Raw genomic sequence first — 20,068 nt, 5'->3', positions numbered from 1 at the left:
TTACCTTTCGTCTGTCTGACGCGCGCGCCAGATATTGAAGATCATCACAATGGCGAAGACAAACCCCGCCAGAGCAATCAGATCGAGCAGGCCGCGTGTCCGTTGGGACAGCTCAAGCCAATTGCCGATCAGAATGGCCAAAATCCAGTACACACCTGTACCAGCAATCACGAGCGCGGCCTTGCGCCCGGCTTTTGCCGAAGGGGTCTGGGTTTGGGCCGCCATGACTTAATCCTCGTATACGTCGCCTTTGGCGACTTTTTTGGAGAATTCGGTTTCGCCACCTTCGGCAAGCAGCTTGGCTTGCTCGACCCAGCCGTCGCGTTCGATGCGGCCTTTGAACGACAGTTTGTCATCCATCTCGGCGATGTCGTCCGCAGTCCAGCCCGCGATCTGGGCAAAGGTTGTCACGCCGGCATCATGCAGCTTTTTCTCCAGCGCGGGGCCAACGCCCTTGAGCTGTTTGAGATCATCGGCGGCATCTGTCTTGGCCGGTTTCTTGGCTTTGGCCTTGGGCTTGGACGCTTTTTTCTCAGCCTTCTGATCCGCTTTCTTGGCCTCCTCGGCCTGTTTCGCGGCAGGCTTGGGCGTTGGCGCCGGTTTGGGCGGTTGGCCTTCTGCGGCGCGTCCGGCAACCACACCGTCTTTGCCCACCCATGGGGTCAGAATGGGCACTTCGGTGCCGTCGATGCGCTTGATGGAATCGCCAATATCCGTGGCAAGCTGCACAGAGGCGTTATACTGCGTCTGGCCGCTGTCATAGTCTTTCAAACTGGTCAGGCCGGAGAGAGGCTCTGCGGCGTAGCGCCCATTTTGCGGACCCGGTGTCGGAACATTTCCAGCGGCCATGTCATCGAGCATCTGGGCAAAGCCTTCGGCGGTCAGATCCTCAAAGTAGTCTTTGCCAATCTGCGCCATAGGCGCGTTGGTGCATGCCCCGAGGCATTCGACCTCTTCCCATGAGAACTTGCCGTCTGCTGACAGCTCATGCGGCTTGGCCGCGATCTTCTCTTTGCAGACCGCGATCAGATCTTCGGCGCCGCAGATCATGCAGGAGGTGGTGCCGCAAATCTGGATATGGGCGACAGAGCCCACCGGTTGCAGCTGGAACATGAAATAGAAGGACGCGACCTCAAGCACGCGCATGTAAGCCATGCCCAACATATCGGCGACAGCCTCAATCGCGGGTTTTGTCAGCCAGCCTTCCTGTTCCTGTGCGCGCCACAGCAGAGGGATCACCGCAGAGGCCTGACGGCCGTCCGGATATTTGGTGATCTGCGCCTCAGCCCAGGTCTGGTTGGCAGCGGTGAAAGCGAAGCTTTCGGGTTGTTCGTGATACAAACGACGGAGCATTAGCGATCAATCTCCCCGAACACGATGTCCATGGTGCCGATGATGGCGGCGACATCGGCGAGTTGGTGGCCGGTGGCGATGTGATCCATCGCTTGCAGATGCAGATAGCCCGGCGCGCGCAGCTTGGCGCGGTAGGGTTTGTTGGTGCCATCCGCCACCATATAGACGCCAAATTCGCCTTTGGGCGCTTCGACAGCGGCGTAAACCTCACCGGCAGGCACGTGGAAGCCTTCGGTGTACAGCTTGAAGTGGTGGATCAGGCTTTCCATCGAGGTTTTCATGTCACCGCGTTTGGGCGGGGTCAACTTGCCGCGCGACAGCACATCGCCGGTGGCTTCGCGCAGCTTCACAATCGCCTGACGCATGATGCTGACCGATTGGCGCATCTCTTCCATGCGCATCAGATAGCGGTCATAGCAGTCGCCGTTTTTGCCAACCGGGATCTGGAATTCAAACTCGTTGTAGCACTCATAAGGCTGCGCGCGGCGCAGGTCCCATGCCATGCCCACAGAGCGCGCCATCACACCGGACATGCCGTAATCCAGCACGTCCTGCTCGGTCACGACGCCGATGTCGACGTTGCGCTGTTTGAAAATCCGGTTTTCGGTCAGCAGCTCGTCAATATCCGCGATCACCTGCGGGAACTCGATGGCCCATTCTTCGATGTCATCGACCAGCTTGTCGGGCAGATCCTGATGCACACCTCCAGGGCGGAAGTAGTTGGCGTGCAGACGCGCACCGCAGGCGCGCTCATAGAACACCATGAGCTTTTCGCGCTCTTCAAAACCCCAGAGCGGCGGGGTCAGTGCGCCGACATCCATCGCCTGAGTGGTGATGTTCATCAGGTGGTTCAGCACACGCCCGATTTCGCAGAACAGCACGCGAATGAGTTGAGCGCGGCGTGGCACTTCGGTGCCGGTCAGTTTTTCAATCGCCAGACACCATGCGTGCTCTTGGTTCATCGGCGCCACATAGTCGAGGCGGTCGAGATAGGGCAGGTTCTGCAGGTAGGTGCGGCTTTCCATCAGCTTTTCGGTGCCGCGGTGCAAAAGACCCACGTGGGGGTCACAGCGCTCTACGATTTCACCGTCGAGCTCCAGCACCAGACGCAGCACGCCATGGGCCGCCGGGTGTTGCGGGCCGAAGTTGATGTTGAAGTTGCGGATCTTCTGTTCGCCGCTCAGCGCATCCACGCTGCCGTCATCAAATTTGGAGCCGTCCATACTAAAGAGTCCCCCGTTTTCTTAACGATATCAAGCGCGTGTTAGTCATCGAAGATTTTTTAAAAATGGGAACAGCAGCAGACAGCAAAAAAGCTGCAGTTAACAATTCGACAAGTTCGATTGCTACGGAGATCATTTCGCGTCCCCTTTCTCATCGCCGGGCAGGATGTAGTTGGCCCCTTCCCATGGCGACATGAAATCAAACTGCCGGTAATCCTGTGTGAGCTGTACCGGCTCATAGACCACGCGTTTCTGCACTTCGTCATAGCGCACTTCGGTGTAGCCGGTGGTCGGGAAATCCTTGCGCAGCGGATGGCCGCGGAAGCCATAGTCGGTCAGCAGGCGGCGCAGGTCAGGATGCTCTGAGAAGATAATCCCGAACATGTCAAAGACTTCGCGCTCAAACCAGTTGGCCGACGGATGCACCGAGGTGATAGACGGAACGGTCTCGTCCTCACGTGCGGCCACGCGCAAGCGCACGCGCTGGTTCTGGAACATGCTCAGGAAGTGGTAAACCACGTCAAAACGGCGGGAGCGCTCCGGATAGTCCACAGCGGTGATGTCCACGAGCGTGGAGAAACGGCATGTGGCGTCAGAGCGCAGGAAATCGACAAACTCCACAATGTTAGTGGGTGTCACGTCGATGGTGAGCTCATCAAAGGCGACGTGCCAGTTCAGGACACAATCGGGGCGCTTCAGCTCGATGTGGGCGCCAAGTTCATTCAGGGCTTCGCTCATCGTTCAATAGTCCCCGTGCGGCGGATTTTGCGTTGCAGCTGGAGCAGACCATAGAGCAGCGCTTCTGCGGTGGGCGGACAGCCGGGAACGTAGATGTCGACGGGGACAATGCGGTCACAACCGCGCACAACAGAGTAGCTGTAGTGGTAATAGCCGCCGCCGTTTGCGCAGGATCCCATGGAAATCACATAGCGCGGCTCTGGCATCTGGTCATAAACCTTGCGCAGCGCGGGGGCCATTTTGTTGGTCAGCGTCCCAGCCACAATCATCACATCGGACTGGCGCGGGGAGGCACGCGGCGCGATGCCAAAGCGCTCGGCATCATAACGCGGCATGGAGGTGTGCATCATCTCAACCGCGCAGCAGGCCAGACCAAAGGTCATCCAGTGCAAGGACCCTGTGCGGCCCCAGTTGATCAGATCTTCGGCGTTGGTGAGCAGAAAGCCCTTGTCCTGAAGCTCTGTGTTGATGGCTTGAGTGACCACCTCGCGGTCAACTCCAGCGGTATTTGAACCGGTCATCACTCCCATTCCAGCGCTCCTTTTTTCCATTCATAGGCGAACCCAATGGTCAATACGGCGAGGAACACCATCATGGACCAGAAACCGATCATCGACACATCCTTGAAGGCGACGGCCCAAGGGAAGAGGAAGGCGATTTCCAGATCGAAGATGATGAAAAGGATCGAAACCAGATAGAAGCGCACATCGAATTTCATGCGGGCGTCATCAAAGGCGTTAAAGCCACATTCGTAGGCGCTGACTTTTTCGGGGTCGGGGCTGCGAACGGCCAAAACAACGGCGGCAAGAATGAAAACAAGACCGAGGCCGATCGCTACGGCCATAAAGACGAGAATGGGGAAATATTCCCTGAGCATCTCTTCCAATGGTAGCTCCTTTCATGCACGCCGAGTTGGTGCAGTCAGATGGCTTTAAATACTCTCCGTGGGTTTACCGCCGCGTCATGTCTGGGTCAACAATTTGCATGGCCTGCCCACGGTCAGTTGATTTCACGTTTCCTATTAAAAAAGAATTGCTTAAGGCAAAAAACTGCATCTGTGAAAGAATAGAGCCTGCGGCGTGGCCTCGCGAATCTGCGCGATTGACCGTGGCCGAAAGGGTTGATTCCAAAAATGGTTAATACCGAAGGGTTTTCGTCAGCTTCGGCAAGTTCATTGCCTCAGACAGAGGCGCAAGACGTTCTGGCACGCTTTACCCTCTGATCTTGCAAGTTTATTCCGGCGCTTCTGTGGGGGCGGCTTCGGCAAAATGGCGCAGATTTTGCAGCCCGGCCTCCATCGCCTGCATCAGCGCGTTTACATCTGGGGTGGCCCATTCGGGAAAGACTTCGGTGAGTTCGCCAGCCACCTCGCCCGCCACTTCCTGACTGCTGGCAAGAACTGAGGCGGCATAATCATCAAAGGTTTGGCTCGGGTTTTCGGCTTGCCAGCGCTGATATGCCGCATACTCAAAAGCGGTTGCCGCAGCCAAGCCGACAACCGGAACCGCGACGGCCACCCGCCGAAGGCGCGCCTTGGCTTTCTCTTTGGAGCGGGCCCTGGCGACAGCGCGCCTTTCTTCGGCCTCAGATTTCACTTCGGCAAGCGCCAGCGCGCTGGTGACAGCTGCGGCGCGCCAAATGGGCTGAACCACAAAGTTGAGTACGCCAAGCGCAAGGTTGGCCAAAAGGCTCACCACAAAGAGCAGGCGCAAATTGGTGCGCACGAAAAGAAAGATCCAGCGCATCGGCTTGCGTCTCCCAGAACCAGACAGCGTGCAGCGAGACCTGCACCCCGTGCCAGCCTAGCGCACCCAAGCCGGTTTTTCTTTGGCGAAAAACGCTTTGATGCCTTCCTGCGCCTCAGCCCCTTCCCAGCAGGCCACGAGCTCAGAAATTGTGTGGTCGATCACCGCGTCATCAATCGTTGGTCCAAGTTTGCGCGCCAGCGCCTTTGCGCGCGCCACGGCTTCGGGTGCGCAGGACAGATACGGGACAACTTCTGCCTTCACGGCCGCGTCCAGATCATCGGTAGGAACCGCTTTGGCCAGAAGCCCAAGCGCCACCGCTTCTGGGGCTTTGAAAAGGCGGGCCGACATAAACACACGGCGGGCCATCGCCTCCCCCATGCGGGACAGCACATAAGGCCCGATGGTTGCCGGGATCAGACCCAGCTTGGTTTCGGTCAGCCCCATGGTCAGGCTGTCATCGCCAATCGCCACATCACAGACGCTGGCCATGCCAACACCCCCGCCAAAGGCGTTGCCCTGCAGGCGACCAATCAAGGGCTTTGGCAGGGTGTTGAGTGCATGAAGGGCCTCCGCCAGTTTGCGGGCCTCGACAAAGCGGGTCTTTGCGTCAGCCGCCATCTGCGCCTGCATCCACCCGAGATCACCGCCTGCACAAAATGATTTGCCCGCGCCGGTCAGTACAACCACGCGCACCGCAGGATCAGCGCCAAGCGCTTCAGCGGCCTGTTTGAGTTCGGTGATCATGGTGCCGGACATGGCATTGTGTTTTTCCGGGCGGTTGAGCGTGAGCGTTGCGACGCCGCGTGCATCCACATCTATCAAGAGCGTTTCAAAGCGCATTGAGATCAGTCCTTATTCCGTGGGCATGCGCATGGCGCGCGCCATCTCTGCCGCGTGTGACACCACAGCCAGATCAAGGCCGGTTTCATAGCCAAGGGTTTCAAGCCGCGCCGCGACCGCCTCGGTTGCCACATTGCCGGCTGCTCCGGGCGCATAGGGGCATCCGCCCAAACCACCCACGGCCGCATCAAACACACGCAGACCAAGCGCCAGCGACGCCTCGATATTCAGAAGCGCGCGCCCTGCGGTGTCATGATAGTGACCCGCCAGTTTTGCGGCAGGCACCTCCTCAAGCACCGCCTGCAACATGGCTGTAGTGCTTTCCGGCGTGGCCTGTCCTATGGTGTCGCCCAGGCTGATTTCATAGCATCCCACATCGTTGAGATGTTTGGCCACTTCCGCCACCTTTGCCGGGGGTGTCGGGCCATCATAGGGGCAATCGGTGACGCAGCTGATGTAGCCGCGCACGGGGATGCGTGCTTCCTTGGCTGCCGCGACAACCGGGGCAAAGCGCTCAAGGCTTTCAGCGATGGTTGCGTTGATGTTGGCCTTGGAAAACCCTTCCGAAGCCGAGCCAAAGATCGCAATCTCATCTGCGCGTGCTGCAACTGCGCCCTCATAGCCGCGCATGTTGGGGGTCAGGGCCGCATAGCTCACACCAGCTTTGCGGATGATGCCCCCGAGCACCGCAGCGGAATCCGCCATCTGCGGCACCCATTTTGGGCTGACAAAACTCGCCACCTCGATGCGTTTGAACCCCGCCTCGCTCAGGCAATCCACCAGCGCGATCTTCTCCGCCGTGGGGATCTGTCGCTTTTCGTTTTGCAGACCGTCGCGCGGGCCGACCTCAAAGACCTCGACATATTCCGCCATGGATCAGGCCCCTTCCGGAATCGGGTAGAAATCCTGTGTGTAAAACTCCTGCGCGCCATCTTTGGCCCGGGCCGCCTGATAGGCGGGTCGTGCCTCAAGCCGCGCGCGGTAGGCCTCAAGTTTGGGATACTCCGAGAGGGTCACATAGTAAGGCGCAGAATAGAGATTGAAGCCCATCATGATATCTGCCGCCCCAAAGCCGGTGGGCAGAAGGAACTCATGATTGCCCAACATGCCCTCCAGCGCCGCCATGGTCACCTGCAGACGCTTGGTATTGAGCTTGATGACCGTCGGGGAGATCAGCGCCGGATCACGCAGGAACACATGCTGCATATTGAGGTGCTCAATCAAACCCGCCTGGGTTTCGGCAAAATGCATGAGCTGGAGGTATTTGGCCCTATCTGGAGCGCCGGCGGCCACGCCAAGACCCGCCTCAGGGTGGGTTTCGGCGAGATACTCAAGAATGGCACCGCTTTCGATCATGGTCAGCCCGTCGATCTCTATGGCGGGGGCGCGGGCGGCGGGGCTGATCGCCCTTACCTCAGGCACGCGCATGGTGCCTTTGCGGATGCTGTGCGCGATGATCTCGGCCTCAAGGCCCAGCTCTTCCAACATCCAGAGGACACGGAAGGACCGGGAGAACGGAACATGGTGCAGCCTGATGCTCATTCTGCGGTCTCCTCTTCCTCCAACAGGATCAAGGCGGAGCCGTCTTCCACCTGCGCGCCTTCTGTCACAAGCACATCGGCGACAATGCCATCGCGTGGTGCGAGCAGGGAGTGCTCCATTTTCATGGCTTCCAAAATCGCCAGCCGGTCACCCTGCGCCACGGTTTGTCCTGCCTCGGCAAAAATCGCCTTCACAAGGCCCGGCATCGGTGCCGCGATGAGATTGCCGCCTGCTGCGGCTTCATCTTCGCGCTCCAGCGGATCAACAACCGTGAAACGATAGCCATTGCCCCAGAACACCGTCAGCTCATTGCCGGTGCGGGCTGTGCGGGCAAGGGTTTTGGTGTCATCGACCCACCAAGCGCCGGTTTTATAGGTGACCTCGTGGCTGGCCTCACCGATCTGCACAGTATAGGCGCCGGTGTCATTCACCTGCACCGCCACATCAAAACGCTCCTCATTATGCGTGAGCGTGACCACATGTGTGAGCGGGGACCACAACACCAGGGTGTTTGCGGGGGCCGACCCGTCCAACGGGCGCAGGCCCATGGCTGTCAGCCCCGCGATGGCGCGGGACTTGGTACAGGCGACAGGTTGCTGGGCCAGCGTGTCGATGTTGCGATCAATCAGGCCTGTGTCCACATCTCCCGCCACGAAGTCGGGCTGCGCCGCCAGCAGAGCCAGAAAGCTCACATTGGTCACAGTGCCGCCAACATCGGTCCAGCGCAGGGCGCGCTCAAGCTGTTTCAGCGCCACATCACGGGTTGGGCCGTGCACGACAAGCTTGGCGATCATCGGATCATACCAGGGGCTGATCGTGTCCCCGGCGCGCACACCGCTATCGATACGCGCCTGCGCGGGGAATTCCAGATGGCTGAGCGTGCCTGTGGCGGGCAAAAAGCCTTTGGGCACATCTTCTGCATAGATGCGCGCCTCAAACGAATGTCCGGTGATGGTCAATGCGTCCTGAGACTTGGGAAGCGGCTCCCCAGAGGCCACGCGCAGCTGCCATTCCACAAGATCCACACCGGTGATCGCTTCGGTCACGGGGTGTTCGACCTGAAGGCGGGTGTTCATTTCCATGAACCAGAACCCATCGGGCCGCAGACCATCGCTGCCATCGACGATAAACTCGATGGTGCCTGCGCCTTTGTAGCCAATCGCCTCGGCCGCGCGCACCGCCGCCTGGCCCATCGCTGCGCGCATCTCTTCGGTCATGCCCGGTGCGGGCGCTTCCTCGATCACCTTCTGGTGCCGACGCTGCAAAGAACAGTCCCGTTCAAACAAATGCACCGCGGATGTCCCATCGCCAAACACCTGCACTTCGATATGGCGCGGGCTGGTGACAAATTTCTCAATCAGCACATCGGGGTTGCCAAAGGCAGTGGTGGCTTCGCCCTGTGCGCTGGCCAGCGCATCGGCAAATGCGGCAGGTTCCTCCACAAGCCGCATGCCTTTGCCGCCGCCTCCTGCGACCGCCTTAATCAGAACCGGATAGCCAATGGTATCTGCCTGTTCGGCCAAAAACGCAGGATCCTGATTTGCGCCGTGATAGCCCGGCACCACAGGCACATCGGCCTTCTCCATCAGCGCCTTGGCAGCATCTTTGAGTCCCATGGCGCGGATGGCGTCAGCAGAGGGGCCGATGAAGGTCAGGCCCGCCGCCTCGACAGCCTCCACGAACTCGGGATTTTCAGAGAGGAACCCGTAGCCCGGATGAATGCCCTGAGCGCCGGTTTCCAGTGCGGCGGCGATGATCACATCCCCTTTCAGATAGCTTTCTGCCGGTGCGGCCCCACCGATGTGCACCGCTTGATCGGCCAGCGCGACATGTTTGGCACCCGCATCCACATCCGAGTAGACCGCGACGGTTTTCACCCCCATGGCGCGGGCTGTTTCCATCACGCGGCAGGCAATTTCACCACGGTTGGCAATCAGGATTTTTTCAAACATCTCGGCCTCCCGACCTGTTTAAGTTGCTTTCCTGCTCACGTTTTGCGGCACCGCAAGCACGAAAGGCTGTTTATATTTTGTTGCGGTAGACCTCAGACTGCACCACTCCAAACTCAAAGGTCACCGAACTTCGCCTTCTCAATCTGGCGCCGCACTTTTGCACCAAATCGCGTTTTGCGCGCTTGTTCCTTAGTGCGAATGAAATCACCCAGGGGCTGATGCGGTGCCTTCTTGAAGCGCTTCAAAGATTTTTGCAGGAAAACGTCTTCTCCCTGCTCCGGGTTTTGTTCCCACATGGTCGCGCCAGCCCTACGCAATGACCGATTGGCTAGCGCTTTGCGTTTTGGCACGCTTTTTCGCGAGCCCTTATGGTTTTCACCGTAGTTGTCTCTCCTGTCCCTTTCATAAGACAGGCTTTTCTTTTCTTGAGGGCTTCTGCGCTTTTTGAGAGGCATCACATCCTAAACACGCCGAAACGTGTCTCCTCAATCGGGGCGTTCAGCGCGGCGGACAGGCTCAGATGCAACACATCGCGGGTCTTGCGCGGGTCAACGATGCCGTCGTCCCACAGGCGTGCAGAGGCATAGAGCGGGTGGCTTTGCTCTTCGAACATATCAAGGGTTGGCTGCTTGAAAGCGGCTTCTTCCTCCGCAGACCATGCCCCGCCCTGACGCTCGATCGCGTCGCGCTTGACCGTCGCCAGCACGCCTGCGGCCTGCTCTCCGCCCATCACCGAAATCCGGGAGTTGGGCCACGTCCAGAGGAAGCGCGGTGAATAGGCCCGGCCCGCCATGCCGTAGTTGCCAGCCCCAAAGGAGCCGCCCACCAGCATGGTGATTTTGGGCACTTTGGTGGTGGCAACGGCTGTCACCATCTTGGCCCCATGACGGGCAATGCCTTCAGCCTCATATTTCTGCCCCACCATAAAGCCCGTGATGTTTTGCAAGAAGACCAGAGGAATATGGCGTTGGGAGCAGAGCTCGACAAAATGCGCACCTTTGGCGGCGCTTTCGGAATAGAGCACGCCATTGTTGGCGATGATGCCCACAGGGCAGCCTTTGACATGGGCAAAGCCACAGACCAGCGTTTCCCCGAAGCGTTTCTTGAACTCATCAAAGCGGCTGCCGTCCACCACGCGGGCAATGACCTCGCGAATGTCGTAAGGCGTGCGCAATCCACCGGGGACCACACCGAGTATCTCCTCCGGGTCATAGGCTGGCTCTTCGGAGCTGGCCCAGTCCACGGTCTGAGGTTTGGTGCGGTTGAGATGTTTCAGAGACTCACGCGCCAGCGCAAGCGCGTGGGCATCATCCTCGGCAAGATAGTCGGCAACACCGGAAAGGCGGGTGTGAACGTCACCGCCGCCAAGGTCTTCGGCGCTGACCACTTCACCGGTTGCGGCCTTCACCAGAGGCGGCCCTGCGAGAAAGATTGTCCCCTGCTCTTTGACGATGATGGTCACATCGGACATCGCGGGCACATAGGCTCCGCCTGCCGTACAGGAGCCCATGACCACGGCGATCTGGGGAATACCCTTCGCGCTCATATTGGCCTGATTGAAGAAGATGCGGCCAAAGTGATCCCGATCCGGGAAGACTTCATCCTGCTGGGGCAGGTTGGCGCCACCGCTGTCCACAAGGTAGACGCAGGGCAAATGGTTCTGCTCGGCAATTTCCTGAGCGCGCAGGTGTTTTTTCACCGACATCGGGAAGTATGTGCCGCCCTTCACCGTGGCGTCGTTGCAGACCACCATGACCTCCTGGCCATGCACCCGCCCGATCCCGGCCACAACACCGGCACTGGGTGCGGCATCGTCATACATGCCATGTGCCGCCGTCACGCCGATTTCCAAAAAGGGCGATCCCGGATCAAGCAGCCCCGCCACGCGGCGGCGCGGGAGCATCTTGCCACGGCTTTCGTGACGAGCACGGGATTTCTCCCCGCCGCCCATTCGCGCCTTTTCTGCGGCTGACTGCACGGTCTGGAGCATGTCCAGATGGGCCGCGCGGTTGGCGGCAAAATCCTCAGATCCCGTGATAACTTTAGATTGCAGCTTCATATGACCCCCAGTTTTGGCGTCGCTTAGGTAGACCGCGCCAACTGTTCACGCGGATTTGATTTAGATCAGTGCGGCGGTGCAGCGAGTCGGTCACATTGCGCGCATAACCCCTCATAACGACTATGAAATGAGATCCTCCATGAAACGTATGACTTCCGCGCTGGCTCTGACAGCCGCTCTGGCCGCATTTTCTGCGCCTGCTTTTGCGCAATCCCAAGGTGATTGGACCGTTGGCGTTGGTGTTGGCAATGTGAACCCGAAATCCGGCAACGGTCTGCTGGCTGGCGAGACTTCTGACTCCAGCATCGACAGCAACACACGCCCGGTCTTCACCGCTGAGTATTTCATCCGCGACAATATCGGTATTGAGTTGCTGGCGGCGACGCCTTTCTCTCACACCGTTACGCTTGCGAGTGGCGCAACCGCGGGTAAAGTTAAGCAGCTGCCACCCACCCTGTCCGTGAACTACCACATTCCGACCAACAGCAAGTTCACCCCGTTCTTCGGCGTGGGTATCAACTACACGACCTTCTTTGAAGAAGAGTCCGCGCTTGGCACTCTCGAGCTGGATGACAGCTGGGGCCTCGCGCTGAACGCAGGTGTCGACTATGCGGTTTCTGATCGCGGCGCCGTGCGTTTCAATGTGCGCTGGATCGACATCGATTCCGATGTCACGCTTAACGGCAGCGCTATCGGCAAAGCGGAAATCGACCCGATTGTGGTCTCCGCGAGCTACGTGCACCGCTTCTAAACCCTGCGCGCTCCGCCATGCAGAGCGACGCATAGAGCTTGGCGAAGGGCGAACGGTTGTTCGCCCTTTTGCGTTGCGCGGACCCCGATGTGCAGCGCGCCTGACCATCAGCCCATTGCAGTCATGAGTTCGCGACCAATCAGCATACGGCGGATTTCGCTGGTACCTGCGCCGATTTCCATCAGCTTGGCATCGCGGAAAATGCGCCCCACCGGATTGTCCGACAGATACCCTGCGCCGCCAAAGGCCTGCACAGCCTGATGCGCCTGTGTCATGGCAACCTCTGAGGCATACAGACAGCAGGCCGCTGCATCCTGACGGGTGATGCGCCCCTGATCGCAGGCTTTCGCACACTCATATACATAGGCGCGGGCAGAATTCATAGCGGTATACATATCCGCAATCTTGCCCTGCATCAGCTGGAAGTTCCCGATGGAGGTGCCAAATTGCTTGCGCTCCACCATATAGGGCATGACTTCATCCAGACAGGCCGCCATGATGCCCGTGCCGATGCCCGCAAGCACCACACGTTCATAATCCAGCCCTGACATCAGCACTGCGACGCCTTTGCCCTCTTCGCCCAGCACGTTCTCAAAAGGCACTTCGCAGTCTTCAAAGATCAGCTCTGCGGTGTTGGAGCCACGCATGCCCAGCTTGTCAAAATGCGGGCTGGTGGAGAAACCCTTCATCTCTTTCTCGATGAGGAAGGCGGTGATGCCGCGCGGACCGGCGTCCGGATCGGTTTTCGCATAGACCACAAGTGTGTCGGCATCCGGGCCGTTGGTGATCCAATATTTGTTTCCGTTCAGGATGTAGCGGTCGTTGCGCTTCTCAGCACGCAGCTTCATGGACACCACATCAGAACCGGCAGACGGCTCAGACATCGCCAGCGCCCCGACATGTTCGCCTGAAATCAGGCGCGGCAGGTATTTCTGCTTTTGCTCTTCCGTGCCGTTGAGCTTGATTTGGTTGACGCAGAGGTTGGAATGCGCGCCGTAGGACAGCGACACCGATGCGCTTGCGCGGGCTAGCTCCTCCACCACGATCACATGGGCCAGATAGGACATCTCTGCACCGCCATAGGCCTCCGGCACGGTGACGCCCAGCAGACCAAGCTCGCCAAACTCTTTCCAAAGCTCATTTGGAAACTCGTTCTTCTGATCAATCTCGGCAGCCATGGGCTTGATGCGCTCTTGCGCGAAGCGGTGCACCATCTCGCGCAATGCGTTGATGTCCTCGCCCAGATCAAAATTCATTGTGTGCGTGAACATGAGCCCCTCCTCCCATTATTGAACACTTGTTCATATAATTACGTCGACTCGCCGAGCGGATCAAGGGGGTTTCGAAAACACATGCAAAACGTGGCAAGACGCGTCCGAACAACCGAACGCGCGCCGCGGTTTTGTTACAATGAAATCAGAGGTTTCAGACCGCTTTGGCCTCAAGCGCCGGATAGCGCAGACCCAAGGTGACGCCCCGCGCGACAAAGCTGATCAACAGCGCAAGCCACAGCCCATGGTTTGCCAAGCCAGGCAGAAGCACCAGCACTGCGCAGAGGTACACCAATGCCGAGATGAACATCATATTGCGCATTTCACGGGTTTGCGTGGCACCGATGAAGATCCCATCCAGCATCCAAGCCGCCACGCCAAGTGTGGGCGCCAACACCATCCACGGCAGATAGATACGCGCCTCTGCGCGCACCTCGGGCGAGGTTGTCATCACATCGATGATCCATCCGCCGGTGAGCGCAAACGTGAGAGACAGAAGGATCACGCAGACCACGCCCCACAGGCTTGACATCACAGAGGCTCTGCGCAGGGTTTGCCGGTCTTTTGCCCCGAAGGCCTGCCCGACCAACGCCTCTACGGAAAAGGCAAATCCGTCCAGCGCGTAGGCCGTGATCTCCAGAAACTGCAAAAGCACCTGATTGGCCGCCAGGGTCACATCGCCAAAGTCCGCCCCGAGAAAGAGAAAGGACATGAAAATGCCCTGCAGCAGCAAAGAACGCAGCAGGATGTCGCGGTTGACCGTGGCCATTTCACGCAAAGCAGCGGCGTCAAAGATGCGTGCGCGCTCTTTCCAGGCGGGGTTGAGGAACACATCCCGACACAACCATACCGCCAGCATCGCGCCCGTGACCTCGGCGATCACCGTGGCGGTGGCCACGCCGCCAACACCCCAGCCAAGCCCCAGCACGAACCACAGATCGAGCAGTATATTGAGCCCGTTCATCCAGAGCTGGATCGCCAGAACAGCCTTGGTCCGCTCATGCGCGATCAGCCAGCCGGTCAGCCCATAGATTGCGATCGCGGCCGGAGCCGACCAGACGCGGATTTGCAGATATTGCTGGGCAAGCCCCTCAACCTCCGGCGAGGCCGGAGAGAGCCAGAACGCAGCGCGGAACAGCCAGACCTGCGCAGCGATCACCAACAGGCCACCCGCAAGACCGATCATCACAGCGCGGGTGAGCATCGCAGCCACCTCGCCCTGCCGCCCAGCCCCGATGGCCTTGGCGGTCAGGCCCGTTGTGCCCATCCGCAGAAACCCAAAGATCCAGTAGAGACCCGCCAGAATGATCGCGCCGATCCCAACCGCTCCGATGGGCGCGGCCTCCCCCATCTGCCCCACGACTCCAGTGTCGACCGCTCCAAGGATCGGCACGGTGGCATTGGACAGAACAATTGGCAGCGCCGTGTGCAGAATGCGGCGATGGGTGATTTCACCCACCCCACCCGCAGAGGGCGCGCTGTCAGTCATCCCGCTGAGGCATCAGAAAGTGCCCGGTGGCCTGCGCAAAAAGCACGTTGCGCTGATCCTGCCAGGCTTCGACATGCACGGAGGCATAGCGCCGACCTGACCTGTTCACCCGCGCCCTCGCATAGGCATCACGTGGCAGACCAGAACGAAGATAGTCCACCGTGAAATCAATGGTTTTTGGCATGCGCGGCAGATGGCCCTCCGTGAGGCCTTCCATAGTGATCCGCCCGCTTTCGATGTCATCCCAAAGGCCGGACCACGCCAGACCAATCACGGCCGTGGTTTCAAGAAACCCCGCAGTGACGCCGCCATGAATCGCCGGTAGTAGCGGATTGCCGATCAACTTGTCGTCAAACGGCAAAATCGCGGTGAGCTCATCGCCGCGGCGCTCGAATTCAATGCCGAGAAAATTGATATAAGGCACGCCATGCACCAGCGCACTCAGCGCTGCATCACGGCGTTGCTTTACCACCTGAACCGGTTCCGGACGCGCGCGGGCCATCATTTACGCTCCACTGTAAAGGCACCAGTGGCCGTGGCCACCGGGCGATCTGTGTCATCATCCGTCGCGGTGGCACGCACAAAGGCGACCGAGCGCGTGATGCGGTAACACTCCGCCGTGGTGCGGATTGTTTGCCCCGGTGTTGCCGCGCGCATGTAGTCGATGCGCAGATCAATTGTGGCTGTGCCGGAGGGCGAAGACGGGTGGCACATCGCCGCTGCACCGCAGCAGGTGTCCATCAGCGCAGAAACGGCACCGCCATGCAAAACGCCGGTTTCGGGATCGCCTACGATTTTGGAATCATAGGGCAACTCCATGGACGCTTTGCCATCTCCGATGTCCGTGAGCTTCATATTGAGCGCTTTACAATGGGGAATCGCATTTATGAAATGCTCCGCCATCTTTGCCTTTTGTGAGTTCATGCTCCGCCTCCCGCAATCATCGGACTATTTATGAGCGGCAAATTCAATCAGCCGCAAGGGGGCGGTTGCTCTCGCTGCAGATGCAAACTAAGTTTGCGGTCGCAAGGAGACCACGCCAATGACTGATACTCGCCTATCTTTCAAAGAAATGTGCACCAAGTTCGATGTGACCCCGCGCACGCTTCGATATTACGAGTATATTGAACTACTGCATCCTGAGCGCTCCGGTCGCAGCCGCTTCTTCGGCCCCAAAGAGGTCGCCCGGATGACTTTGATCATGCGCGGCCGTCGATTTGGAATCAAATTGGAAGACATCCGCCAGTGGCTTCTGATCTACGAACATGAGGGCACATCGGCGCAAATGCAGGCTTTTGTGGACATGGCGGACCGCCAGTATGCAGAGCTGGAAGAGCAGCGCCTTGCGTTGGAAGAGGCGATGCGTGAACTCAAAGAGCTGCGCGATGAGACCGCCGCTTTTCTTGTGAAAGATAAGGGTTAAGGCGCGGCGCCTAACCCCTCCATGCTGCATGATGATTTGGGCTGCGCAACTCGCGCGGCCCTTTTATTTTTGGGCGCGTGCGTTCAATCGCCTGTGTGGCCGATCATGTGAATTGCTCACAATATCAACGCAAAACCCGGCGCCCTGAGCGAAATCGAGCGGATCGGATGCCACGCGCGCGCACCAAATCGTGAAATCGGAAATGATCTAACGTCACTTTAATTTATGACGTGACGTCTTACTTACGTTAACGTCAAGTGGTATAGTATCGCCATTCCCGAAGCCCATTTTGTTCCTCAACTTCCTTCAAGAAAGGACGCAATTATGAGCGAAGAAACGATGACCATCCGCGAGATGTGTGACGCCTTTGACGTGACACCTCGCACTCTGCGCTTTTACGAAGCCAAGGAACTGTTGTTCCCCATTCGAGAAGGCCAGAAACGTCTGTTCACCAAACGTGACCGCGCACGCCTGAAGCTGATCCTGCGGGGCAAACGCTTTGGTTTTTCCCTCGAGGAGATCCGCCAACTTCTGGATCTCTACGACATGGGAGACCAGCAAGCGACCCAACTGCAGCGCACCTATGAAGTGGCTCAGCAGCGCCTGCAGGACATGGAAGAACAGCGTGATGAGCTCACCGAAGCCATCGACGATTTGCGTGAGCAATTGAAATGGGGCGAGAGATTTCTCGCTGACCTCGACACACATAAAGACGCTGCGCAGTAAGCGCGCCGCCAAGACCTCCGTATCGGATCACCCAAAGGGAAGAGCCCAATGCCAACATACACCGCACCCGTGAAAGACCTTCAGTTTGTCCTTCACAACGTTTTAAATGTCTCCAGTTCCGACATCCCCGGCTACAACGAGCTGGAAGCTGACTTCACCAGCGCAGTACTGGAAGAAGCAGGCAAACTGACCGGCGAAGTGCTGGCGCCACTGAACGTTGTGGGCGACCATGAAGGCTGCCGTCTGGAAAACGGCGTTGTCTACACGCCGACCGGCTTCAAGGATGCGTTTGAGCAGGTCAAAGAAGGCGGTTGGACCGGCCTTGATATGCCAGAAGAATACGGTGGGCAGAACATGCCATATGTTCTGGGCACCGCGGTTGGCGAGATGTTCTCGGCCTCCAACCAAGCCTTCACCATGTATCAGGGCCTGACCCACGGCGCCGCGGCGGCGATCCTTGCGCACGGCACCGATGAGCAGAAGAACAAATGGCTGCCCAAGATGGTCTCCTGTGAGTGGACCGGCACCATGAACCTGACCGAGCCGCATTGCGGCACCGATCTGGGCCTGATGCGCACCAAGGCGGAACCACAGGACAACGGTACCTATAAAATCTCCGGCCAGAAGATCTTTATCTCTGCTGGTGACCACGACATGGCCGACAACATCGTACACCTTGTGCTGGCCAAAGTGCCTGGTGGCCCTGAAGGCATCAAAGGTGTGTCGCTCTTCATCGTACCAAAGTTCCTTGTGGACGACGAAGGCAACATCGGCGCGCGCAACGGCGTGTCCGTGGGTAGCATCGAAGAGAAGATGGGCATCCACGGCAACTCCACCTGTGTACTGAACTATGACGAAGCTGAAGGTTATCTGATTGGGGATCTGAACAAAGGCATGCGTGCCATGTTCACCATGATGAACGAAGCGCGTCTTGGCGTGGGCATGCAGGGTCTGGCGCAGGCGGAAGCTGCTTATCAGAACGCTCTGATCTATGCTAAAGACCGTCTGCAGGGCCGTGATGTGACCGGCGTGAAAAACCCGGACGGTCCAGCCGATCCGCTGATCGTGCACCCAGACATCCGCCGCTCCCTGATGGATCAGAAGTCCTTTGTGGAAGGCGCGCGTGCGTTCATCCTCTGGGGCGCCACCATGATCGATAAGGCGCACCGCAGCAATGACAAGGACGCAGATGGCCTGATTTCCCTGCTGACCCCTGTCATCAAAGGCTTCCTGACCGACGAAGGCTATGACATGACCGTCAAAGCGCAGCAGGTCTACGGTGGTCACGGCTACATCGAAGAATGGGGCATGAGCCAGTTCACCCGTGATGCCCGTATCGCCATGATCTATGAAGGCGCAAACGGTGTTCAAGCGCTGGATCTTGTGGGTCGCAAACTGGCCGCAGATGGCGGCAAGCACGTGATGGCCTTCTTTGAAATCGTCAAAAACTTCTGCAAGGAAAATGGCGAAGACGAAGCGCTGAAAGATTTCATCGAGCCGCTGAAAGCCGCTTCCAAGGACCTTCAGGCCGCAGGCATGTACTTCATGCAAGCTGGTATGAAGAACCCCAACGATGCGCTCTCAGGTTCCAATGACTTCATGCATCTCTTTGGCCATGTTTGCCTCGGCCTGATGTGGGCGCAGATGGCAAAAGCGGCCAATGCGGCGCTGGCTGCGGGCGAAGGCGACGCAGCGTTTTATGAAACCAAGCTTGCCACCGGCCGCTACTACATGGCACGTCGTCTGCCTGCGACCGGCATGCATCTGGCGCGCATCCAGTCCGGCGGTGACACCGTCATGGCGCTGGCGGCCGAAAACTTCTGATGCACTGGTTGGGCGGGGTCTTCCCCGCCCGCTGCTTCAGTAACTGGCGTCTCCAAGGAGAACAGATGCCCAAACGTTTTCGCCTGACCCGCCGCTTCCCGGTCGCCATGACCGAGGATGGCTACCGCAAGCTCAAGAGCTTTGCGGCAGAAGCGGGATTGGATGAAGGCGAGGCGCTGTCCTTTCTGTTTGAGAATTTTGACGCGGTCACAGACACCGATCAGCTGGCGCATCGCTTGCGCCAGTTCAATGCAACTCTGGATGCGAGAAAACGGTGATGGGAGCAACTGTCGTGCATCATCTGCAGGCCTGGTCATCAAGCCAAGCCGAGGGAGGCCTTCGGCGAGAGTATTTTTGGCAGAATGAAGAAATGGGGCCAACCCGCGGGCAGCCAAAGCGCGCATCTTCATTCTGCTCAAAATACTCCACGGGGGTTTGGGGGTGTGAAACCTCCAATTCACGATATGCCAAGGGGAGGACGGCATGACGATCAAACTCTATTGCTTCGGGGAATCCGGGCATTCCTACAAGGCCGCGCTGGCGCTGGAGCTGTCGGGCCTTGCCTGGGAGCCGGTGAAAGTCGACTTCTTCGCGGGAGAGACACGTGGCGAGGACTTCCGCGCCAATGTGAACGAGATGGGCGAAGCGCCTGTACTCGTGGATGGCGACACAACGCTCACGCAATCTGCGGTTATTCAGGACTATGTCTCTGAAAAATCAGGTAAACATGGCGGCCAAAATGCTGCGGAACGCCGCGAGATCCTGCGCTGGCAGTTCTGGGACAACCACAAGTTCAGCGCTGTGGCCGGAGTGACCCGCTTCCTGATGCACCTGATCCCGGCGGACAAGCAGCCCAAAGAGGTGATCGCCTTCAATCAAAGCCGCCTGACCGGCGCCTATGATGTGCTCAACACACATCTTGAGGGACGTGACTGGATTGTCGGCGACAGCCTGACCAATGCCGACATGACCTGCTGCGGCTATCTGTTTTACCCGGAGAACTTCGGGTTTGATCGCGCCGACTGGCCAAATATGGACCGTTGGCTGACCAATATTTCTGAAACACCGGGGTGGAAACATCCCTACGACCTGATGCCCGGCCGCCCAAGCGACCGAGCCTGATTTCGCC

23 protein-coding genes are annotated in these 20,068 nt (G+C 58.6%); 6 read left to right on the top strand and 17 right to left on the bottom strand.

What is annotated here, in order from left to right:
* The 13 genes from J7412_RS18155 to J7412_RS18095 all read right to left on the bottom strand — a co-directional run bounded on the left by J7412_RS18155 (position 1) and on the right by J7412_RS18095 (position 11,455).
* Entirely contained in the window at positions 1 to 225 is a 225-nt protein-coding gene (locus J7412_RS18155; protein ID WP_209065339.1) for a DUF5337 domain-containing protein, read from the bottom strand.
* A gap of 3 nt (positions 226 to 228) precedes the next feature.
* The gene (nuoE, locus tag J7412_RS18150) at positions 229 to 1,353 is read right to left on the bottom strand and encodes an NADH-quinone oxidoreductase subunit NuoE (RefSeq protein WP_209080066.1); all 1,125 of its coding nucleotides are present in this window, start codon (positions 1,351 to 1,353) and stop codon (positions 229 to 231) included.
* Positions 1,353 to 2,576: an NADH-quinone oxidoreductase subunit D gene (locus tag J7412_RS18145; protein WP_209065342.1), complete on the bottom strand. Its 1,224-nt coding sequence runs from the start codon at positions 2,574 to 2,576 to the stop codon at positions 1,353 to 1,355. The genes nuoE and J7412_RS18145 overlap by 1 nt, the downstream gene beginning before the upstream one ends.
* Positions 2,577 to 2,708: 132 nt before the next feature.
* Positions 2,709 to 3,314: an NADH-quinone oxidoreductase subunit C gene (locus J7412_RS18140; RefSeq protein WP_209065343.1), complete on the bottom strand. Its 606-nt coding sequence runs from the start codon at positions 3,312 to 3,314 to the stop codon at positions 2,709 to 2,711.
* Entirely contained in the window at positions 3,311 to 3,844 is a 534-nt protein-coding gene (locus J7412_RS18135) for an NADH-quinone oxidoreductase subunit B (protein ID WP_209065344.1), read from the bottom strand. The genes J7412_RS18140 and J7412_RS18135 overlap by 4 nt, the downstream gene beginning before the upstream one ends.
* On the bottom strand, positions 3,835 to 4,200 hold the full coding sequence (locus J7412_RS18130; protein WP_209065345.1) for an NADH-quinone oxidoreductase subunit A: 366 nt from the start codon (positions 4,198 to 4,200) through the stop codon (positions 3,835 to 3,837). Before J7412_RS18130 ends, J7412_RS18135 begins: the two co-directional genes overlap by 10 nt.
* Before the next feature lie 346 nt (positions 4,201 to 4,546).
* Positions 4,547 to 5,059, bottom strand: coding sequence for a hypothetical protein (locus J7412_RS18125; RefSeq protein ID WP_209080064.1), 513 nt, complete (start codon positions 5,057 to 5,059; stop codon positions 4,547 to 4,549).
* Positions 5,060 to 5,116: 57 nt separating this feature from the next.
* On the bottom strand, positions 5,117 to 5,902 hold the full coding sequence (locus tag J7412_RS18120) for a crotonase/enoyl-CoA hydratase family protein (RefSeq protein ID WP_209080062.1): 786 nt from the start codon (positions 5,900 to 5,902) through the stop codon (positions 5,117 to 5,119).
* 12 nt (positions 5,903 to 5,914) lie between these two features.
* Positions 5,915 to 6,775 carry a hydroxymethylglutaryl-CoA lyase gene (locus J7412_RS18115; protein ID WP_209080060.1) on the bottom strand — a complete coding sequence of 287 codons (861 nt, stop codon included), beginning with the start codon at positions 6,773 to 6,775 and terminating at the stop codon, positions 5,915 to 5,917.
* Positions 6,776 to 6,778: 3 nt separating this feature from the next.
* Positions 6,779 to 7,444: a glutathione S-transferase family protein gene (locus J7412_RS18110; protein WP_209080058.1), complete on the bottom strand. Its 666-nt coding sequence runs from the start codon at positions 7,442 to 7,444 to the stop codon at positions 6,779 to 6,781.
* Positions 7,441 to 9,396: an acetyl/propionyl/methylcrotonyl-CoA carboxylase subunit alpha gene (locus tag J7412_RS18105; protein WP_209080056.1), complete on the bottom strand. Its 1,956-nt coding sequence runs from the start codon at positions 9,394 to 9,396 to the stop codon at positions 7,441 to 7,443. The genes J7412_RS18110 and J7412_RS18105 overlap by 4 nt, the downstream gene beginning before the upstream one ends.
* A 113-nt stretch (positions 9,397 to 9,509) precedes the next feature.
* Entirely contained in the window at positions 9,510 to 9,851 is a 342-nt protein-coding gene (locus J7412_RS18100; protein WP_209080054.1) for a hypothetical protein, read from the bottom strand.
* Positions 9,851 to 11,455 carry a carboxyl transferase domain-containing protein gene (locus tag J7412_RS18095; RefSeq protein WP_209080052.1) on the bottom strand — a complete coding sequence of 535 codons (1,605 nt, stop codon included), beginning with the start codon at positions 11,453 to 11,455 and terminating at the stop codon, positions 9,851 to 9,853. Before J7412_RS18095 ends, J7412_RS18100 begins: the two co-directional genes overlap by 1 nt.
* A 139-nt stretch (positions 11,456 to 11,594) precedes the next feature.
* On the opposite strand from J7412_RS18095, the gene J7412_RS18090 reads away from it, so the two are divergent.
* On the top strand, positions 11,595 to 12,206 hold the full coding sequence (locus J7412_RS18090; protein WP_209065353.1) for an OmpW family outer membrane protein: 612 nt from the start codon (positions 11,595 to 11,597) through the stop codon (positions 12,204 to 12,206).
* 107 nt (positions 12,207 to 12,313) lie between these two features.
* Here the strand turns inward: J7412_RS18090 and J7412_RS18085 are convergent, their stop codons facing one another.
* The 4 genes from J7412_RS18085 to J7412_RS18070 form a co-directional block, all read right to left on the bottom strand.
* On the bottom strand, positions 12,314 to 13,477 hold the full coding sequence (locus J7412_RS18085; protein ID WP_209080050.1) for an isovaleryl-CoA dehydrogenase: 1,164 nt from the start codon (positions 13,475 to 13,477) through the stop codon (positions 12,314 to 12,316).
* Between the two features lie 154 nt (positions 13,478 to 13,631).
* The gene (locus J7412_RS18080) at positions 13,632 to 14,966 is read right to left on the bottom strand and encodes an MATE family efflux transporter (protein ID WP_209080048.1); all 1,335 of its coding nucleotides are present in this window, start codon (positions 14,964 to 14,966) and stop codon (positions 13,632 to 13,634) included.
* Complete coding sequence (locus J7412_RS18075; RefSeq protein ID WP_209080215.1) at positions 14,959 to 15,468, bottom strand: PaaI family thioesterase; 510 nt, start codon at positions 15,466 to 15,468, stop codon at positions 14,959 to 14,961. The genes J7412_RS18080 and J7412_RS18075 overlap by 8 nt, the downstream gene beginning before the upstream one ends.
* Entirely contained in the window at positions 15,468 to 15,890 is a 423-nt protein-coding gene (locus J7412_RS18070; protein WP_209065357.1) for a PaaI family thioesterase, read from the bottom strand. Before J7412_RS18070 ends, J7412_RS18075 begins: the two co-directional genes overlap by 1 nt.
* Positions 15,891 to 16,008: 118 nt before the next feature.
* Between J7412_RS18070 and J7412_RS18065 the strand changes: the two genes are divergently transcribed.
* From J7412_RS18065 to J7412_RS18045, 5 genes are all read left to right on the top strand, one after another.
* Positions 16,009 to 16,389, top strand: coding sequence for a MerR family DNA-binding transcriptional regulator (locus tag J7412_RS18065; protein WP_209080047.1), 381 nt, complete (start codon positions 16,009 to 16,011; stop codon positions 16,387 to 16,389).
* A 324-nt stretch (positions 16,390 to 16,713) separates the two neighbouring features.
* The gene (locus J7412_RS18060) at positions 16,714 to 17,115 is read left to right on the top strand and encodes a MerR family DNA-binding transcriptional regulator (protein ID WP_209065359.1); all 402 of its coding nucleotides are present in this window, start codon (positions 16,714 to 16,716) and stop codon (positions 17,113 to 17,115) included.
* Positions 17,116 to 17,163: 48 nt separating this feature from the next.
* Positions 17,164 to 18,939 (top strand): acyl-CoA dehydrogenase C-terminal domain-containing protein, encoded by a 1,776-nt coding sequence (locus J7412_RS18055; protein ID WP_209080045.1) that lies wholly within the window; start codon positions 17,164 to 17,166, stop codon positions 18,937 to 18,939.
* Positions 18,940 to 19,004: 65 nt separating this feature from the next.
* Positions 19,005 to 19,217: a hypothetical protein gene (locus tag J7412_RS18050; RefSeq protein ID WP_209080043.1), complete on the top strand. Its 213-nt coding sequence runs from the start codon at positions 19,005 to 19,007 to the stop codon at positions 19,215 to 19,217.
* Between the two features lie 205 nt (positions 19,218 to 19,422).
* Entirely contained in the window at positions 19,423 to 20,061 is a 639-nt protein-coding gene (locus J7412_RS18045; protein ID WP_209080041.1) for a glutathione S-transferase family protein, read from the top strand.
* Positions 20,062 to 20,068 lie beyond the last annotated feature (7 nt).

This window comes from Shimia sp. R9_3, from assembly GCF_017743755.1.
In the GTDB taxonomy this organism is placed as follows: domain Bacteria; phylum Pseudomonadota; class Alphaproteobacteria; order Rhodobacterales; family Rhodobacteraceae; genus Shimia.
Note: the sequence above shows the minus strand (reverse complement) of the source record. Positions and strands in the feature narration are given on the sequence as shown.

Bases quoted from the DNA above. Each gene is read 5' to 3' on its own strand.
- J7412_RS18080 (WP_209080048.1), bottom strand. From the start codon at position 14,966: ATGACTGACAGCGCGCCCTCTGCGGGTGGGGTGGGTGAAATCACCCAT.
- J7412_RS18135 (WP_209065344.1), bottom strand. From the start codon at position 3,844: ATGGGAGTGATGACCGGTTCAAATACCGCTGGAGTTGACCGCGAGGTG.
- J7412_RS18055 (WP_209080045.1), top strand. From the start codon at position 17,164: ATGCCAACATACACCGCACCCGTGAAAGACCTTCAGTTTGTCCTTCAC.
- J7412_RS18125 (WP_209080064.1), bottom strand. From the start codon at position 5,059: ATGCGCTGGATCTTTCTTTTCGTGCGCACCAATTTGCGCCTGCTCTTT.
- J7412_RS18145 (WP_209065342.1), bottom strand. From the start codon at position 2,576: ATGGACGGCTCCAAATTTGATGACGGCAGCGTGGATGCGCTGAGCGGC.
- J7412_RS18115 (WP_209080060.1), bottom strand. From the start codon at position 6,775: ATGGCGGAATATGTCGAGGTCTTTGAGGTCGGCCCGCGCGACGGTCTG.
- J7412_RS18120 (WP_209080062.1), bottom strand. From the start codon at position 5,902: ATGCGCTTTGAAACGCTCTTGATAGATGTGGATGCACGCGGCGTCGCA.
- J7412_RS18070 (WP_209065357.1), bottom strand. From the start codon at position 15,890: ATGAACTCACAAAAGGCAAAGATGGCGGAGCATTTCATAAATGCGATT.
- J7412_RS18060 (WP_209065359.1), top strand. From the start codon at position 16,714: ATGAGCGAAGAAACGATGACCATCCGCGAGATGTGTGACGCCTTTGAC.
- J7412_RS18155 (WP_209065339.1), bottom strand. From the start codon at position 225: ATGGCGGCCCAAACCCAGACCCCTTCGGCAAAAGCCGGGCGCAAGGCC.
- J7412_RS18105 (WP_209080056.1), bottom strand. From the start codon at position 9,396: ATGTTTGAAAAAATCCTGATTGCCAACCGTGGTGAAATTGCCTGCCGC.
- J7412_RS18095 (WP_209080052.1), bottom strand. From the start codon at position 11,455: ATGAAGCTGCAATCTAAAGTTATCACGGGATCTGAGGATTTTGCCGCC.
- J7412_RS18110 (WP_209080058.1), bottom strand. From the start codon at position 7,444: ATGAGCATCAGGCTGCACCATGTTCCGTTCTCCCGGTCCTTCCGTGTC.
- J7412_RS18085 (WP_209080050.1), bottom strand. From the start codon at position 13,477: ATGTTCACGCACACAATGAATTTTGATCTGGGCGAGGACATCAACGCA.
- J7412_RS18100 (WP_209080054.1), bottom strand. From the start codon at position 9,851: ATGCCTCTCAAAAAGCGCAGAAGCCCTCAAGAAAAGAAAAGCCTGTCT.
- J7412_RS18065 (WP_209080047.1), top strand. From the start codon at position 16,009: ATGACTGATACTCGCCTATCTTTCAAAGAAATGTGCACCAAGTTCGAT.
- J7412_RS18050 (WP_209080043.1), top strand. From the start codon at position 19,005: ATGCCCAAACGTTTTCGCCTGACCCGCCGCTTCCCGGTCGCCATGACC.
- nuoE (WP_209080066.1), bottom strand. From the start codon at position 1,353: ATGCTCCGTCGTTTGTATCACGAACAACCCGAAAGCTTCGCTTTCACC.
- J7412_RS18075 (WP_209080215.1), bottom strand. From the start codon at position 15,468: ATGGCCCGCGCGCGTCCGGAACCGGTTCAGGTGGTAAAGCAACGCCGT.
- J7412_RS18090 (WP_209065353.1), top strand. From the start codon at position 11,595: ATGAAACGTATGACTTCCGCGCTGGCTCTGACAGCCGCTCTGGCCGCA.
- J7412_RS18045 (WP_209080041.1), top strand. From the start codon at position 19,423: ATGACGATCAAACTCTATTGCTTCGGGGAATCCGGGCATTCCTACAAG.
- J7412_RS18140 (WP_209065343.1), bottom strand. From the start codon at position 3,314: ATGAGCGAAGCCCTGAATGAACTTGGCGCCCACATCGAGCTGAAGCGC.